Origin of the sequence: Brevundimonas sp. Leaf168 (genome assembly GCF_001423685.1) — a bacterium.
Classification (GTDB): domain Bacteria; phylum Pseudomonadota; class Alphaproteobacteria; order Caulobacterales; family Caulobacteraceae; genus Brevundimonas; species Brevundimonas vesicularis_C.
On the sequence record NZ_LMOY01000007.1, the window covers coordinates 374,200 to 388,625 of the forward strand.

Sequence of the window (14,426 nt, forward strand, 5' to 3'; positions counted from 1 at the left end):
GCGGAACCCATGTCTGAACCAGGCCCCCTCCCCCCGATCGTCTATCACCCGGCCTACAGCGCCGAACTGCCATCGGGTCATCGCTTTCCGATGCAGAAGTATGCGCGCTTGGTGGAGGTGCTGAGAGAGGAAGGGCTGATCGGACCGGAGGGGCTGTGGGAGCCCGAACCTGCGGATTATTCCCTGCTCGCCGCCGTGCATGATCCTGATTATGTGCGCCAGGTACTGGACACCCGCGTTCCGCCGAAGGTCGAACGGGTCATCGGCTTGCCGATCACCCAAAGCGTCGTCGAACGCACGCAGGCCGCCGTCGGCGGCACGCTGACGGCGGCCCGTCTCGCCCTTCGCCATGGCCTCGCCTGCAACACGGCTGGCGGCAGCCATCACGCCGGCCCGATGGGCGGCGCCGGTTTCTGCGTCTTCAACGACGTCGGCGTGGCCGCGCGAGCCCTGATCGATAATGGCGAGGTCGGACCGGTCCTGGTGGTCGATCTGGACGTCCACCAGGGCGATGGAACCGCCTTCATCTTCGAGCACGAGCCCCGCGTCTTCACCTTTTCCATGCATGGCGAAAAGAACTTTCCGGTGCGGAGGGGGCCCAGCGATCTGGATATCGACCTGCCCGACGGAACCGGCGACGCGGCCTATGTCGCCCGGCTCAAAGACGTTCTGCCCGACCTGCTTCAACGCGTTACGCCGGATCTCGTCTTCTACGTCGCCGGCGTCGATCCGCACGAAAGCGACCGGCTTGGGCGGCTGTCGCTGAGCGACGAGGGATTGGCTGAGCGCGACGCCTATGTGCTGGAAACCTGTCTGGCGGTCGCGCCGCTCGTCGGAGTCATCGGCGGTGGATACGACCACGATATTGATCGTCTGGCGCGCCGCCACGCGACACTCCACCGCGCGGCCGCCCAGGCTTGGCAGCGCGATCTGGCTCGGCGGGAGGCTTGAGCGTGGCAGACCCGCCGCCGCTCATCATCACCGCAGCCCTGGACGACGGCGCCTTCGACTGGTTCGACGGCTTGCGTCAGGCGCACTTTCCCCGCCACCGCAACGTCGTCCCGGCCCATCTGACCCTGTTCCACGCCCTCCCCGGCGCGCAGGAAGACTTCGTGTTGGAGACGCTGAAGTCGGCGTGCCGACGCCAGGCGCCCATCCGCCTCGATGTGCGCGGCCCGTGGCCCCTGGGGCGTGGCGTGGCCTACCGCCTGGCGTCCGCCGATCTGGACCGACTGCGTAGACAACTCGCGGAGGCCTTTTCGCCCTGGCTAACCCGCCAGGACCAGGCCCCGTTCCGACCGCACATCACGATCCAGAACAAGGTCGAGCCCGCAGACGCCAAACAGCTGCTTGAGCAGCTTCAGCTGGAGTTCGAACCCTTCGACATTCACGCTGAAGGCCTGCTCGTCTGGCGCTACCTAGGCGGCCCGTGGGAGGCGATTGATCGGATTCTTTTCGAGGGCAATCTGACCCTCGACGATTAGAATGCACCCGACAGTGCGATGGCGACCCCGGCAGGACTCCAACCTGCGACCTCGGCTTTAGGAAAGCCTTGCTCTATGCAGCTGAGCTACGGGGCCACGCCCGACGCCGTAGCGGGTCAGGGCGGCGGGGGGAAGTCGGGGCGGCGAAAAAGTCCGGCGGCGGGGCGGCAAGTGGCGGCTCGGGCGTTTGTGGTTAAGGGGTCTTAACCTACAAGATGTCGCGGTGAACAAAAGACGAAACGGGCGATGTCAGCGATTCGGTCCTGATTCGTTTCGCCCTTGTTCCGCCAGAACGGAACGGCCGTTAACCGATCGGCGGAACGTGGGCGGTCAGGGCGCGCAGGCCCTCCAGAAGGCGGTCGGAATCGGCGCTGGTCTGGCCCTGTGCGGCCAGGGTCAGGCGAAGCGCGCGGACGTGGACCTCGACCGACGGCCAGGACCAGACGCCGGCGCCCTTCATCCGGTCGGCGATTTCGCACAGGCTGAAGGCGGCCTCGAAGAAGGTCGGGACGTCCAGATAGCCGGCCATGTCGACCATGGCGGAAGCGAAGGCGTAGATTTGGTCTGGAGCGTCATGCGGGCGGGTGGCGCACAGGGCCTCGATGGCGTCGACGTTGGCCGTCAGCAGGGTGAAGACATGGTCGCGCTGTTCATCCAGCGCCTGGTTGGCGCGCGACTCGGCCTCGATGATCAGACGGCCGCCCGGCCGCGCCATCTGACGCTGGAGCGAGGTGTGGACGCGGCGGACGGTGGAGGGTTTGGGCGCGGCGACAGGTTCGGTCACAGGCTGACCTTCATCGGCTTCATCAGCATGTCGATCTCGTCCTGATCCATGTTTTCCTCGACCGCCTCGCCCAGATCACCGGTCAGGTCGCTTTCGCGACGACCATCGGTGCCGGGAGGCGGTCCGTAGTTGTGCACCCGGCGGTCGGGGCCGATGTAGTGCTCGGACTCGACGAAATCCCGATCCTCGCCCCCCAGCCAGATGATCCGTTTCAACAGCAGAGACGGCGACAGAGGTTTGGCGACGATAAAGCTGGCGCCACAGTCGCGGCCCTGGTGAACCTTGGCCTGGGAGGCGTGACCCAGGATCATGATGACGGGCACATAACGGGTCGGGGTGGGGGCGTCGCGCCGCAGCCAGCGCACGAAGTCATACCCGTCCATGTCCGGCATGATGCAGTCGATCAGGATCAGATCGACCGAGCGGCGCGCCAGCAGTTCGACGGCCGCCTGGGCCGAGGCGCACTTGATCTGCTCCTTGCAGCCGAAGCCCTGGACGATGGAACCCAGCATATCCAGCGACGTGGGCTGGTCGTCGATCAGAAGGACCGTCGTGTGCGCCAGATTGACCCGATCGCTCTTGGCCATGGCGTCAGAACAACATGAGGTCGCCGGCGTCGGCGTTCGATTGCGGGCGATGCTCGCCGGCGGCGGGACGAAGGCGGCCGGCCATGTCGGCCAGCGACAGCCGGCTGACGGCCTCGGACGGGCTGGCGCCGCCGCCCAGCATGCGCAGGACGCCGGACAGAGCCTCGAGGCGCTGGGTCAGGGCGTCCAGGGCCTGGGCCTGGGTCAGGGCGTTGGGACGTTCCTCGGGCGGGGCGCGGCGGACCAGATCGCTGACCAGGGCCTCGATCCCGTCGATGCCTTCGCGCACCAGCATCAGCTCGTCGGCGACGGCGGCCAGCAGATCGGCGTGTTCGGGAGGGGCGCTCATGCTCAGAACAGTTCCAGGGCGCCGGTGTCGACCGGGGCCATGACGGGCACGGGCTTGGGCGCGATGACGTCGGTGACAGCGCGCTGCAGGGCGCGGCCGGTGACGGGCCAGTAGTGCAGGCGCCGACCGCCGTCGCCGCGCAGACTGCCGCCCACGACGGGAATGCCTTCGTCGCGCAGGAATTTCTCGGCGAAGTCGGCGTTGCTGCGCCCGACGTCGCGCAGGCTGTCGAACATGCGGCCGCCGCCGAACAGCTTGGCCTCCAGCCGATCGCGACGGGCGCCGGCCTTGAGCATATCGTTGATCAGAAGCTCCATCGCATAGGCGCCGTAGCGACGTCCCGCGTCGGTGCCTGCGCCCGAGCCTTCGGGCAGCAGGAAGTGGTTCATGCCGCCGACGCCCGCCAGCGGATCTCGCACGCACATGGCGACGCAGGACCCCAGGATGGTGCTGAGCACGACATTGGGATCGGACGTGATGAAGTGCTCGCCCTGACCGACGTGAACGCGCTTTTCGACCGTGTCCTTCAGGGCGGCGAAACTCATGTCAGAGGACCGAAAACGGCTTCCAGCTTGCCCTTCAGCTGGGCGACGGTGAAAGGCTTGACCAAGTAGTTGTTGACCCCGAACTGCACCGCGCGTTGGACCAGCTCGCGGTCGGCGCGGCCCGTCAGCATGATGAAGGCGGTCTTGGAGGTGGGGGGATGGGCGCGCACGGCGCGCAGCAGGCCCAGACCGTCCAGGTTCGGCATATTGTAGTCGGAGATGATCAGGTGCGCGGGCTTGGACACGATCTCGCGCAAGGCGATTTCGCCGTCGGCGGCCTCGCGGATTTCGCGCACGCCGAGCTGTTGCAGGCTGGTGCGGACCAACGAGCGCATCGTCATCTGATCATCGACGACCAGGCAGTGAAGTGAGGCGGCGGCGGGCATAGGTTACGCTCCCGATTAGGCGACAGACCGCGCAGCCGGATCGGCGCACAGTTCGAGAATGGCGGGGGACAGGCGGTGCAACGGCAACTGCCGCTCCACGGCGCCGGTTTCATAGGCGGCCTTGGGCATGCCGTAGACGACGCAAGTCGCCTCATCCTGGCCCAGGGTGCGGCCGCCAGCCTGGCGCATGGCGAGGAGGCCCTTGGCGCCGTCACGGCCCATGCCGGTCAGGATGACGCCAGTCATCGGACGCTTCAGCCGGGCGACGGAGTCGAACATCACATCGACCGACGGGCGGTGGCCGTTGACGGCATCGCTGGCAATCAGGCGGCAACGGGGCGTCAGGCCGCCGGACACCTCAAGATGGGTTGCGCCGCCGGGGGCCAGATAGATATGGCCTGGCTTCAGTGGGGCGCCGTCCACCGCCTCAGTCACGGTTGGGGCGCAGACGCGGTCCAGGCGCGCGGCGAAGCTGGCGGTGAAGGTCGCCGGCATATGCTGGGTGATGACGGTCGCCGGGCAATCCAGCGGGAAGCCGCTGAGCACCGTCAGCAGGGCTTCGACCCCGCCGGTGGACGAACCGATGGCGAGGATCTGATTGGGATCGGCGTGATAGGCGCGCGGCGCCTCGGCGGCGGCGGGCGTGTCGCCGCGGGCGCGCACGCGCGAACGGGCGGCGGCCTTCACCTTGCCGATCAGGTCGTGGAAGGCGTCGACGCTGGCGACCGCCGGTTTGGCCACCGCGTCCACGGCGCCGATTTCCAGCGCGGCCAAGGTCACGTCTGTGCCCGCCGCCGTCAGGGTCGAGACCATGACCACCGGCATGGGCCGCAGCCGCATGATCTTTTCCAGGAACTCCAACCCGTTCATATTGGGCATCTCGACGTCGAGGGTGAGGACATCGGGATTCAGGGCCTTGATCGCGGCGCGCGCCTCGATGGGATCGGCGGCGGTGCCGACGACCTCGATCTCCGGGTCCGACTTCAGGGCGGCCGAGATCAGCCCGCGCATGGTCAGGCTGTCGTCGACGACGAGGACGCGGACGCGGCTCATGCAGACCCCAGGCGATAGGTCGTCAGGCCGGCGGTCTGAAGCTGGCTGGTCGCCGGGCCGGAGACGCGTTCGGAGTGACCGATGTAGAGGGTCGCGCCGGGGTTCATCAGCGGAGTGAACCGCTTCCAGACCCGTTCCTGGGTCGCATCATCGAAATAAATGACGACGTTGCGGCAGAAGATGACGTCGAACTTGCCCTTCATCGGCCAGTCGCCGATCAGGTTCAGTTCCTTGAAGCTGACCAGACGCTTCAACTGCTGACCGGCGACCCACTGGCCGCGATCGGCGCGGTCGAAATATTTGCGCCACAGGGTGACGGGCGCGGGCTCCAGCGCCTCTTCGGAATAGACGCCGTCGTGGCCCTGGGCGACCATGTTGGGATCGATGTCGGTGGCCAGGATGCGCACATCCAGCTCGGCCGCTTCGGGCAGGGCCTGAAGCACGGTCAGGGCCATCGAATAGGGCTCCTGCCCGTTCGAGCAGGCCGCCGACCACAGACGGACCCGGCCGCCGGCGCGGGCGCGCGCCGCCAGTTCGGGCATGACCCGGTCGCGCAGGTCGTCGAAATGGTGCGGCTCGCGATAAAAGCGGGTGACGTTGGTGGTCAGGGCCGCCGTCATCTTCTGACGCTCGTCCACGCCGTCCACGCCCTCGACCAGGGCGCAGTAGTCGCGGAAGCTGGTCAGACCCAGGGTGCGCAACCGCTTGGCCAGGCGCGAATACACGAGCGCGGCCTTGCCCTCGTTCAGGGCGATGCCCGCGTGGGCGTGCAGCATCTGGGCGATGTGGCGGAAATCCTCGGCGGTGAAGACGAACTCGCCCTCGACGATGGATCCCCGGCCGGCGGCGGCGGTCATGCGGCTTCGGCCTCGACTTGCGGCAGGATGTAATCCAGTTCGATCAGGCTGATCATGCGGCCGTCGATCGAGAAGATGCCCTTGACGAAGGTCTTGACCTGATCGCTGGCGACGTCGGGCGTCGGCTGGACCGAGGCCTCGCTCATCTGCAGGATGTCGGACACGGCGTCGACCAGCAGGCCGACCATGCGGCCGCCGATATGGGCGACCATGATGACGTGGCGCGCCGTCGGTTCCGAGGTCGTCAGGCCGAAGCGCGCGCCCAGATCGATGATCGGCAGGACCGTGCCGCGCAGGTTGATGACGCCCTTCATGTATCCCGGCGAACGGGGCAGAGGCGTCGCCGGCGTCCAGCCGCGGATTTCGCGCACGGACATGATATCGACGCAGAATTCCTGACTGCCGATGCGGAAGGCGATCAATTCACGCTGGAGATCTTTGGCTTCGGTCATGGTTCAGCTCGCGAGCTTGAAGTCGGGACGGACGGATTTGCGGCGCATGTCGGTGACCAGCACATCGACATCCAGGATCAGGGCCACGCGCCCGTCACCCAGGATGGTGGCGGCGGCGACGCCCTCGACCTGCTGGTAGTTGGTTTCCAGGCTCTTGATGACCACTTGGCGCTGGCCCTGGATGGCGTCGAAAAGAAGGGCCGCCTGCTGGCCGCCTTCGGTTTCGACGACCACGGCGACGCCTTCGGTCGGGTTCATCGGTTGTTCGCGGAAGCCCATGATCAGGGCCACGTCGATCAGCGGCAGGAAGCGGTCGCGGAAGCGGATAACGGGATCCACGCCGCCGACGAAATGCAGGTCCACGGCCTGCGGGGTCAGGCTCTCGACGATGGCCGGCAGCGGCGCGATCAGCGTCTGTTCAGCGGCGGTGACGACCATGCCGTCCAGCACCGCCAGCGTCAGCGGCAGGCTGAGGGTGAAGGTCGAGCCCTTGCCCGGAACCGAGCTGATGGAGATGCGACCGCCTAGGGCCTGGATCGACCGTTTGACCACGTCCATGCCCACGCCCCGGCCCGAGATGTCGGACACGACGGCGGCGGTGGAGAAGCCCGGCGCGAAGATCAGATTGTCGATCTGTTCGTCGGTCAGGGGGGCGTCGGCGGCGATCAGACCCTTGTCGACGGCGATCTTCTTGACGCGTTCGCGGTTGATGCCGCGGCCGTCGTCAGAAATCTCGATGACGATCCGACCCGAGCGGTGCAGGGCCGCGAGACGCACCGTGCCCTCTGCCGGCTTGCCGGCGGCGACGCGCTCCTCGGGCGTTTCCAGCCCGTGGTCGATGGCGTTCCGCAGCATGTGGGTGATGGGTTCGGCCAGGCGTTCGACCACGGTCTTGTCGACCTCGGTGTCCTCGCCGGCCGTGACCAGACGGACCTGTTTGGAGACCATGTCGGCGACTTCGCGGACCAGGCGCGGCATACGCTGGAACACCGATTTCACCGGCTGGGCGCGGATGGCCATGACGCTGTCCTGGATCTCGCGGGTCAGCAGCTCCAGATCTTCGAGGCCCAGCGCGATGCCGGACGACCGGGCAAGGCCGCTTTCCAGGACGCGCTGCGACAGCATGGCCTGCTGGATGACCAGTTCGCCGACGACGTTGATCAGGCGATCCACGCGGTCCAGATCGACACGGATCGTCACCGGCGCGGGCGCGACAGGGGCGGAAGCCGGCGCGGGGGTCGCCGCCACGGGTGCGGCGACGGGCTCAACGACGGGCGTAGCGATGATCGGCGCCGGGGCCGGCTCGGGCTCCAAGGCGGCGGAGGGCACCACTTCGGCCGCCGGCTCGGCGGCGCCGGAAGCCTTGGCCAGCAGGGCGGCGATATCCAGATCGTCGCTGGCGGGCAGGACGGCGGCCGGTTCGTCGTCGAACGCGCCGATATCGGTTGCGCCGCCAGCGCCCAGGGGCGTGATGGTCAGGTCGCAGTCGCTTTCGACGAAGTCGAAGACCTCGCGCACGGCCGCCTCATCGACGGCGGCGGCCAGATCGACGGTCCAGGTCAGGCAGCCGTCCTCGATCGACAGCGCGTCCAGCGTCGGCGTCTCGCTGTCGTCCACGACGACCGTGACCGGGCCGAGACGACCCAGCTCGCGCAGCAGCAGGCTGGTCTCGTTGGCGTTGACGTACATCCGGCCCATCGGCTTGAACACGATGCGCCAGCCGACCGACGGCGCGTCCGCGCCCAGGTCGGCGATGGGCAGGGACGCAGGCTCGTCCAGCGCCATGTCGAAGGCCATGGGGGTGAAGCCGAAGTCATCCTCGTCTTCCTCGACCTCGACCGGCGCCTCGCCGCCGTGGGTCAGGACCTGCATTTCGGCGACCAGGGCGGCGGACCGCGCCTCGTCCACCGGAGGGATCAACCCTTGCGCGGCCTGAATGTGATCGGCCAATACGTCGGAGGCGCGCAGCAGGGTCTTGATGGTGATGGCGTCGCACGGTTTACGGCCCGCGCGCAGTTCGTCCATCAGGGTCTCGAAGACGTGGGCGAACCGGACTAGGGCCTCCAGGCCGAAGGCCCCTGCCCCGCCCTTGACCGAATGGACGGCGCGGAAGACGGCGTTGATCGTCTCCAGGTCGGTCTGACCCTGTTCAAGCAGCATCAGCTTGGCTTCCAGGTCCGCGAGCAGTTCGTCGCACTCCTGGAAGAAGGTGGCTTTGATGGCTTCGAAGGCGTCCATTAGGTCGGGGTCCGGCGGGCTTCAGGCGATCAGGCGGCGACGCGGCGGACGGCGTCCACCAGCTTTGCAGGGTCGAACGGCTTGACGATCCAGCCGGTGGCGCCGGCGGCGCGGGCGCGGGCCTTCTTCTCGACGTCGCTCTCGGTCGTCAGCACCAGCACCGGGGTCGTGCGGTGGTTCGGATCGGCGCGGACGCCCTCGATGACGCCGAAGCCGTCCATGCGCGGCATGTTGATGTCGGTGATGATGACGTCGGCGCCCTTGGACGCCAAGGTCTCCAGACCGTCCACGCCGTCCACCGCCTGGATCACGGTATAGCCCGCGTCTTCCAGCGCCATCAGCAGCATGTCGCGCATGGTGCGTGAATCGTCGATCGTCAGAACGGTCTTGGTCATGCCAACGCCCCCTCGGTGTTGAAGTCCGGCGCGCCGTAGGCCGCCCATTGTTCCGTCCAATATTGGGACACAGACCCTAAACTTAGGTTGACGCCGTCGGCCGCCCACGTCTTTCGCGCCGACAGCAGAATCTGCAGGCACAGGCCGCCCAGGCGCTGGACCGCGGAGGCGTCAAGGACCACCGGATGACCGCGCAGGGCCAGCACTTCAGCCTTCAGCGGCTCGGCCGCATTCAGGTCCAGCACATCGGACAGGATGAGGGTTTCAGTCATCAAAATTCCTCCCAACCGTCTTCGGCGGCGGTGACTTGAGGCCTGGGCGCGGCGCCGCCACGGCCGATGGTCTTCAGCGCGGCGACCATGTGGCTGGAGCGAGCAGCGGGCTTGGCGACGGGCGCGGGCGTGCGAACCGGCGCAGGCGCGGCGGCGCGCGGCGACGAGGCCCCGACGCGGAACTGGGCGACCGAGGCTTGCAGGCTCTCCGCCTCCTGGGCCAGCGAATGGCTGGCGGCGGTCGATTGTTCGACCATGGCCGCGTTCTGCTGAGTGACCTGGTCCATCTGGTTCACGGCGGTGTTGACCTGGGCCAGACCGACGGCCTGTTCCTGGGCCGAAGCCGCGATTTCTGTGACCAGGCTGTCGATCTCGGCGACCCGGTCCACGATCCGTTGCAGGGCCTCGCCGGTCTCGCCGACCAGTTTGACGCCCGAGCCGACCTGACCCGTTGAGGCCGAGATCAGGGTCTTGATCTCCTTGGCGGCCTCGGCCGAACGCTGGGCCAGGGCGCGCACTTCGGAGGCGACCACCGCGAAGCCGCGACCGGCCTCGCCGGCACGCGCGGCCTCGACGCCGGCGTTCAGGGCCAGAAGGTTGGTCTGGAAGGCGATCTCGTCGATGACGCCGATGATCTGATTGATCTGGGTGGACGAGCCTTCGATGGCGGTCATGGCCTGGACGGCGTCGCGGACGATGATGCCGCTCTTCTCGGCGTCGCCGCGCGCGGCCTGAACCACGTCGGAGGCTTGACGGGCGCCCGAGGCGGTCTTGTTCACCGTGGCGGTGATTTCATCCAGGGCCGCAGCCGTTTCCTCCAGCGAGGCGGCCTGCTGTTCGGTGCGGCGCGACAGGTCGTCGGCCGCCTGCGAAATCTCGCCGGCGCCCGAGCGGATGCCCGAGACATTGTTGACCACGACCGAGACGGCCTGCTGCAGCTGGGAGATGGCGGCGTTGAAGTCGGTCTTCAGCTGAGCCGACTTGGGATTGAAGTCGATCTCGATCCGGTAGGTCAGGTCGCCGTTCGACATGGCGGAAAGACCCTGGCCCAAGGCGCCGATGGCCTGGGCGTCCTCGGCGGCCTCACGCGCCTTCTCGGCCTCGCGTTCAGCGCGTTCCTGCTCGCTCATGGACCGGTTGGCGATCGCCTCCTGTTCGACGCGGACCTTTTCGATCGCGGCGTCGCGGAAGGCCACGATGGCCTGACCCATCTTGCCGAACTCATCCTTGCGCTCGGCGCTGGCGACCTTGATGTCGGTGTCGCCGGCCATCAGTTTTTGCACATAGCCGATCATCGTGAAGATCGGGCGCACGATGGACCGCGTCGCGACGAAGCCGGCGATTACGGCGATCACCAAGGCCGAGATCAGTCCCACGATCGTGGCGATCAGCGCGGTGCGGCTGGCGGCGGCCTGAGCCTCGGTCGAGGCCTCGCGCGCGACTTCGTTGGCAGCCTTGATCTGGTCGATCGTGTCTTCGACCGGTGCGACGTAGTTGTCGGCCGTTCCGTTGCGGCCGACCATCTGAACGGCCTGGGCTGCGCGACCGTCGCGCACCATCGCAGAACCGGCTTCCACGACATTCTTGTACCAGGTCGCATTGGCCTCGACCGCCTTGTCGATCAGGGCGGCGCGATCGGCGGGCAGTTCGCCGCGCAACTCGTCCATGGCCGCCAGGAACTTGGCGCGGTGCGCATCGACGCGCTCAATATAGTAGGGATCCTGAGACAGGAGGTAACCGCGGAAGGCGTTCTCCTGGCGGGCCATGTAGAACTCGGCCGTCGCCGTCGTGCGGTTGGCCTGGTTTTCCACCGTGCGAACTTCGCCGGCCTTCTCCAATTGCAGCAGGCTCGTGACGACGACGACGCCCATGACGGCGATCGCCGCCAAAACGAGACCAAAGGCCGCGAACAGCTTGCGGCCGACGGGCATATTTTCAATCAACTTCAACTCAGCATCCCCCGGTGGATCGGTAACTCAGAACGAATAGGTGGCGGCGGCGACGAGGCGACCCACATAGGGTTCGCCTGCGCTGTGGCGGTCGGTGTCGTACCAGCGCAGATCGACGGCCAAGGCGTCGGTCAGCTTCTGTTTGGCGCCGACATTCCAGGCGTTGTAATCGACGCCGCCGTCCGCCATGCGGTTGGCGACGGCAGCCGAAATCTTTGTCTTGGCGGCGACGGCGACCGTGCCTTGCAGCTCCAGCCACCAGGCCTCTTTCGTCGCCGCAAAGCCGTCGGGCGAATAGTTGACGCGCAGGCGCGTCGCCACGGGGCCCAGCTTGCGTGAAGCGTCTGCCTGATATTCCCAGTAGTTTTTGTCGACGCCGGCGCGCGACCCTGGCAGGTCGCGGTTCATGACCCCCAGATCGAAGGTGAAGCCGCCCGCCTTGGGGCGCCAACCGACCATGCTGACGATTTCCAGGTCGTAGCCTTGAGATCCGGCGGCGTCAGAGACGAAGACGCTGGCGTAGCCTTCGCCGAAGCCGGCTTCGGCCTTGGCGAAAGGCGCAACGTCCTGATTGCTCTTGCCCAGCCCTTTGCCGACATACTGGCTGGCGACACCGACATCGAGGCCGAACGATTGGGCCTGGGACGTGATCGGCGCTGCGAGGCCTACTGCCGCGACAACAAAGAAGGCTGACGAACGAAACATGGTGATCCCTGAAGCTTCTGCATTCTGAAGCCCAAGGATGAGGCGATGATTAATATTAAATCTGAACCGGACCGTATGTAGGATTGCGTAACCCATGAGGTGTGTCGCCCAGCGTCCGAGCTGCGTCATCGGCAGCGGTGCTGGTCACTCCAAACCGATTTTGAGCGAATACGTATGTTCACGTAGTCGAAACGAGCCTATACGAAAGTTGTCAGAAAAGCGGCGAGGCCCTGCAGCCCAAGTTCTGTCGAGTTTTCACATCCCAACCCATACTCCGGTGAAATATATCCAGCAGCCTAGGAACAGCACGAGGACATGATTTTCAGGTCCAGGACATGGTGGAGCGGGGTCTTGATCGCGTGTCTGGCTGTTCTTGTGGCGACGCTGGTTCGCAGCGCGCTCGAACCGTTTGGAAATTTCTATTATCTGCCGCTGGTTCCGGCGGTGATTGTTACGGCTCTGCTGGCGCAAAGGGGCGCAGTCGTGCTGGCGATCCTGTTGGCCATCGGGGCCAACCTGGGGCTGGTGCATCGCGAAAGCGTGCTGGATGCGGCGACCAACGCCGCGCTTTTCGCCGTCATCGCCTGGGTCATCGCCGAGGTCTGTCGTCGGCTGATCGACTCGTTGGAACAGGCCCGTGCCCTGACGCGCGATCTGGCGCTGCGCGAGATGCTGCTCGACACCATCGTAGCCACGACGCCGATCGTGACGCTGGACCGGGAAGGACGCACGCGCCGCGTGACCCCGGCCGCCGCCGATCTGCTGCGCGTGGATCGAGAGGCGGCGATGGCGCAACCTTTCGGATCGTTGCTGCCCGGCTTCGACGACGCGGCCCTGGCGAAGGCTCGCCGAGGCGGCGAGGTGCTTGCCGCGTCCTCCGGCCCCTGGACAAGCCGGAATATAGACATGCCCGGGCCGCCGCTGACGCTTCACGCCAACGTCCTGCCCGACGACATCGCCCCCGAACACATCGTCCTGACGCTGGGCGATCAGAGCCAGGCCGAGACGATCCGAAAAGGCGAGCGCGACCTGAACGACAAGCTCAGCAGCGTCTGGCGTCTGAACTCTATGGGCGAAATGGCCGCGACCCTGGCCCACGAACTGAACCAGCCGCTGACCGCCGCCACCGTTTATTTGCATGCCGGCCAGGCCGAACTGACACGGCTGGGGCCGCCAGCGGAAGGGCCGGCCAGGACCATCGACCTGGCCAAGACCCAGTTGCTGCGCGCGGGCGACATCATCCGGCGCATGCGCGAACAGGTCGCGACAGGTTCGCGGTCCTTTACCGAAGAGCGGGCCTCGCTGATCGTCCTAGACCTGGCGCCGGTCTTCGCCCTGACGGGACAGGACACCGACACGACGATCGCTCTGGATGTCGAAGAGGACGACGATCAGGTTCTGGCCGACCGCATTCAAATTCAGCAGGCGCTGGCCAATCTGGTGCGCAACGCCGTGGACGCCGTCATCGGACGCGAGGGCGCACGCGTGACGGTGACCGGCCGGACGCTGGGCGCGGACGGCTATGAAATCGCGGTGTACGACAATGGCGACGGCATCCCCGAAGACAGAATCGACAGCATCTTTCATCCGATGGCGACGACCAAGGCCGGCGGCATGGGTCTGGGGCTGTCGGTCACGCGTTCAATCGTCGAAAGCCACGGCGCAACCCTGGTCGTCAGCCGGAATCCTCAGGGTGGAGCGACCTTCTCGTTTCGTCTGCCGCGTCCCACGGAGTCCGAAATCTGATGAGCCCGCACTCCGTTTTCATAATCGACGACGACCCCGCCATGCGCGATGCTCTGGTGCTGATGCTGCGCGGGGCCGGGTATCGGGCGCGCAGTTTCGTCAGCGCTGACGACTTTCTGGACAATCTACCCGAAGACCGCAGCGCCTGCGTCATCACCGATGTGCGGATGCCGGGGCTTCAGGGTTCTGAGCTGGTCGGGCGTCTGAAAACCCTGCGCGGCGACACCTGGCCGGTGATCGTCATCACGGGTCATGGGGAGGTGACGCTGGCGGTTCAGTTGATGAAGGCGGGCGTCGTGGATTTCGTCGAAAAGCCGTTCGATCCGCAGCGAATGCTGGACGCGGTTTCCAGCTGCCTGGCCTCGCTGACCAGTCTTGAGGCCGAGCGGATCGCGCGCGAGGACGCCAAGGCCCGACTGGACACCCTGACCCCGCGCGAGCGTCAGGTATTCGACGCCCTGATCGACGGCTGTTCCAACAAGGAGATCGCCCAAAGGCTGGAGATCAGCCCGCGCACGGTGGAAATCTTTCGCGCCAAGGTGATGACGAAAATGCAGGCCGCAAACCTGTCCACCCTGGTCCGGATCGGAATGCGCGCCGGCGACGCTTGAGCCCGAAGAGATT

Annotated in this window: 17 protein-coding genes and 1 tRNA gene; 4 read left to right on the forward strand and 14 right to left on the reverse strand. The window is 66.5% G+C overall.

All coding sequences use genetic code 11. The features are described from left to right. Positions 1-9 precede the first annotated feature (9 nt). Both ASF81_RS06750 and ASF81_RS06755 read left to right on the forward strand, forming a co-directional pair. A complete protein-coding gene (locus ASF81_RS06750; RefSeq protein WP_055806609.1) occupies positions 10-951 on the forward strand; it encodes a histone deacetylase in 942 nt (313 codons plus the stop codon). Positions 952-953: 2 nt separating this feature from the next. After that, on the forward strand, positions 954-1,484 hold the full coding sequence (locus ASF81_RS06755) for a 2'-5' RNA ligase family protein (protein WP_055806612.1): 531 nt from the start codon (positions 954-956) through the stop codon (positions 1,482-1,484). Between the two features lie 19 nt (positions 1,485-1,503). On the opposite strand, the gene ASF81_RS06760 is transcribed toward ASF81_RS06755, so the two are convergent. The 14 genes from ASF81_RS06760 to ASF81_RS06825 all read right to left on the reverse strand — a co-directional run bounded on the left by ASF81_RS06760 (position 1,504) and on the right by ASF81_RS06825 (position 12,056). Beyond that, a tRNA-Arg gene (locus ASF81_RS06760) sits at positions 1,504-1,580 on the reverse strand. A gap of 208 nt (positions 1,581-1,788) precedes the next feature. Next, entirely contained in the window at positions 1,789-2,268 is a 480-nt protein-coding gene (locus ASF81_RS06765; RefSeq protein WP_055806615.1) for a hypothetical protein, read from the reverse strand. Continuing rightward, positions 2,265-2,855 (reverse strand): response regulator, encoded by a 591-nt coding sequence (locus ASF81_RS06770; RefSeq protein WP_045811566.1) that lies wholly within the window; start codon positions 2,853-2,855, stop codon positions 2,265-2,267. The genes ASF81_RS06765 and ASF81_RS06770 overlap by 4 nt, the downstream gene beginning before the upstream one ends. Before the next feature lie 4 nt (positions 2,856-2,859). Continuing rightward, a complete protein-coding gene (locus ASF81_RS06775; RefSeq protein WP_045811565.1) occupies positions 2,860-3,204 on the reverse strand; it encodes a hypothetical protein in 345 nt (114 codons plus the stop codon). A gap of 2 nt (positions 3,205-3,206) precedes the next feature. Then, the gene (locus tag ASF81_RS06780; RefSeq protein ID WP_055806618.1) at positions 3,207-3,749 is read right to left on the reverse strand and encodes a chemotaxis protein CheD; all 543 of its coding nucleotides are present in this window, start codon (positions 3,747-3,749) and stop codon (positions 3,207-3,209) included. After that, positions 3,746-4,135 carry a response regulator gene (locus ASF81_RS06785; RefSeq protein ID WP_039246211.1) on the reverse strand — a complete coding sequence of 130 codons (390 nt, stop codon included), beginning with the start codon at positions 4,133-4,135 and terminating at the stop codon, positions 3,746-3,748. The genes ASF81_RS06780 and ASF81_RS06785 overlap by 4 nt, the downstream gene beginning before the upstream one ends. A gap of 15 nt (positions 4,136-4,150) precedes the next feature. Next, positions 4,151-5,188 carry a chemotaxis response regulator protein-glutamate methylesterase gene (locus tag ASF81_RS06790; protein ID WP_055806621.1) on the reverse strand — a complete coding sequence of 346 codons (1,038 nt, stop codon included), beginning with the start codon at positions 5,186-5,188 and terminating at the stop codon, positions 4,151-4,153. After that, positions 5,185-6,045, reverse strand: a complete 861-nt coding sequence (locus ASF81_RS06795) for a protein-glutamate O-methyltransferase CheR (protein WP_055806622.1) — start codon at positions 6,043-6,045, stop codon at positions 5,185-5,187. The genes ASF81_RS06790 and ASF81_RS06795 overlap by 4 nt, the downstream gene beginning before the upstream one ends. Continuing rightward, on the reverse strand, positions 6,042-6,497 hold the full coding sequence (locus tag ASF81_RS06800; RefSeq protein WP_039246217.1) for a chemotaxis protein CheW: 456 nt from the start codon (positions 6,495-6,497) through the stop codon (positions 6,042-6,044). The genes ASF81_RS06795 and ASF81_RS06800 overlap by 4 nt, the downstream gene beginning before the upstream one ends. 3 nt (positions 6,498-6,500) lie before the next feature. Continuing rightward, entirely contained in the window at positions 6,501-8,735 is a 2,235-nt protein-coding gene (locus ASF81_RS06805) for a chemotaxis protein CheA (RefSeq protein ID WP_055806625.1), read from the reverse strand. A 29-nt stretch (positions 8,736-8,764) separates the two neighbouring features. Continuing rightward, on the reverse strand, positions 8,765-9,130 hold the full coding sequence (locus ASF81_RS06810; protein WP_039246220.1) for a response regulator: 366 nt from the start codon (positions 9,128-9,130) through the stop codon (positions 8,765-8,767). Beyond that, complete coding sequence (locus ASF81_RS06815; protein WP_055806629.1) at positions 9,127-9,402, reverse strand: STAS domain-containing protein; 276 nt, start codon at positions 9,400-9,402, stop codon at positions 9,127-9,129. The genes ASF81_RS06810 and ASF81_RS06815 overlap by 4 nt, the downstream gene beginning before the upstream one ends. After that, positions 9,402-11,333: a methyl-accepting chemotaxis protein gene (locus ASF81_RS06820; RefSeq protein ID WP_055806632.1), complete on the reverse strand. Its 1,932-nt coding sequence runs from the start codon at positions 11,331-11,333 to the stop codon at positions 9,402-9,404. Before ASF81_RS06820 ends, ASF81_RS06815 begins: the two co-directional genes overlap by 1 nt. Before the next feature lie 45 nt (positions 11,334-11,378). After that, positions 11,379-12,056 (reverse strand): TorF family putative porin, encoded by a 678-nt coding sequence (locus ASF81_RS06825; RefSeq protein WP_055806635.1) that lies wholly within the window; start codon positions 12,054-12,056, stop codon positions 11,379-11,381. 351 nt (positions 12,057-12,407) lie between these two features. On the opposite strand from ASF81_RS06825, the gene ASF81_RS06830 reads away from it, so the two are divergent. Together ASF81_RS06830 and fixJ are read left to right on the forward strand one after the other, a co-directional pair. Continuing rightward, positions 12,408-13,802, forward strand: coding sequence for a nitrogen regulation protein NR(II) (locus ASF81_RS06830; protein ID WP_235559255.1), 1,395 nt, complete (start codon positions 12,408-12,410; stop codon positions 13,800-13,802). Beyond that, on the forward strand, positions 13,802-14,413 hold the full coding sequence (gene fixJ, locus ASF81_RS06835; protein WP_055806639.1) for a response regulator FixJ: 612 nt from the start codon (positions 13,802-13,804) through the stop codon (positions 14,411-14,413). The genes ASF81_RS06830 and fixJ overlap by 1 nt, the downstream gene beginning before the upstream one ends. Positions 14,414-14,426 lie beyond the last annotated feature (13 nt).

Excerpts from the sequence above, each read along its gene's own strand:
- ASF81_RS06825 (WP_055806635.1), bottom strand. The coding sequence starts at position 12,056 with ATGTTTCGTTCGTCAGCCTTCTTTGTTGTCGCGGCAGTAGGCCTCGCA.
- ASF81_RS06770 (WP_045811566.1), bottom strand. The coding sequence starts at position 2,855 with ATGGCCAAGAGCGATCGGGTCAATCTGGCGCACACGACGGTCCTTCTG.
- ASF81_RS06820 (WP_055806632.1), bottom strand. The coding sequence starts at position 11,333 with ATGCCCGTCGGCCGCAAGCTGTTCGCGGCCTTTGGTCTCGTTTTGGCG.
- ASF81_RS06815 (WP_055806629.1), bottom strand. The coding sequence starts at position 9,402 with ATGACTGAAACCCTCATCCTGTCCGATGTGCTGGACCTGAATGCGGCC.
- ASF81_RS06805 (WP_055806625.1), bottom strand. The coding sequence starts at position 8,735 with ATGGACGCCTTCGAAGCCATCAAAGCCACCTTCTTCCAGGAGTGCGAC.
- ASF81_RS06810 (WP_039246220.1), bottom strand. The coding sequence starts at position 9,130 with ATGACCAAGACCGTTCTGACGATCGACGATTCACGCACCATGCGCGAC.
- ASF81_RS06785 (WP_039246211.1), bottom strand. The coding sequence starts at position 4,135 with ATGCCCGCCGCCGCCTCACTTCACTGCCTGGTCGTCGATGATCAGATG.
- ASF81_RS06790 (WP_055806621.1), bottom strand. The coding sequence starts at position 5,188 with ATGAGCCGCGTCCGCGTCCTCGTCGTCGACGACAGCCTGACCATGCGC.
- ASF81_RS06780 (WP_055806618.1), bottom strand. The coding sequence starts at position 3,749 with ATGAGTTTCGCCGCCCTGAAGGACACGGTCGAAAAGCGCGTTCACGTC.
- fixJ (WP_055806639.1), top strand. The coding sequence starts at position 13,802 with ATGAGCCCGCACTCCGTTTTCATAATCGACGACGACCCCGCCATGCGC.
- ASF81_RS06795 (WP_055806622.1), bottom strand. The coding sequence starts at position 6,045 with ATGACCGCCGCCGCCGGCCGGGGATCCATCGTCGAGGGCGAGTTCGTC.
- ASF81_RS06775 (WP_045811565.1), bottom strand. The coding sequence starts at position 3,204 with ATGAGCGCCCCTCCCGAACACGCCGATCTGCTGGCCGCCGTCGCCGAC.
- ASF81_RS06750 (WP_055806609.1), top strand. The coding sequence starts at position 10 with ATGTCTGAACCAGGCCCCCTCCCCCCGATCGTCTATCACCCGGCCTAC.
- ASF81_RS06800 (WP_039246217.1), bottom strand. The coding sequence starts at position 6,497 with ATGACCGAAGCCAAAGATCTCCAGCGTGAATTGATCGCCTTCCGCATC.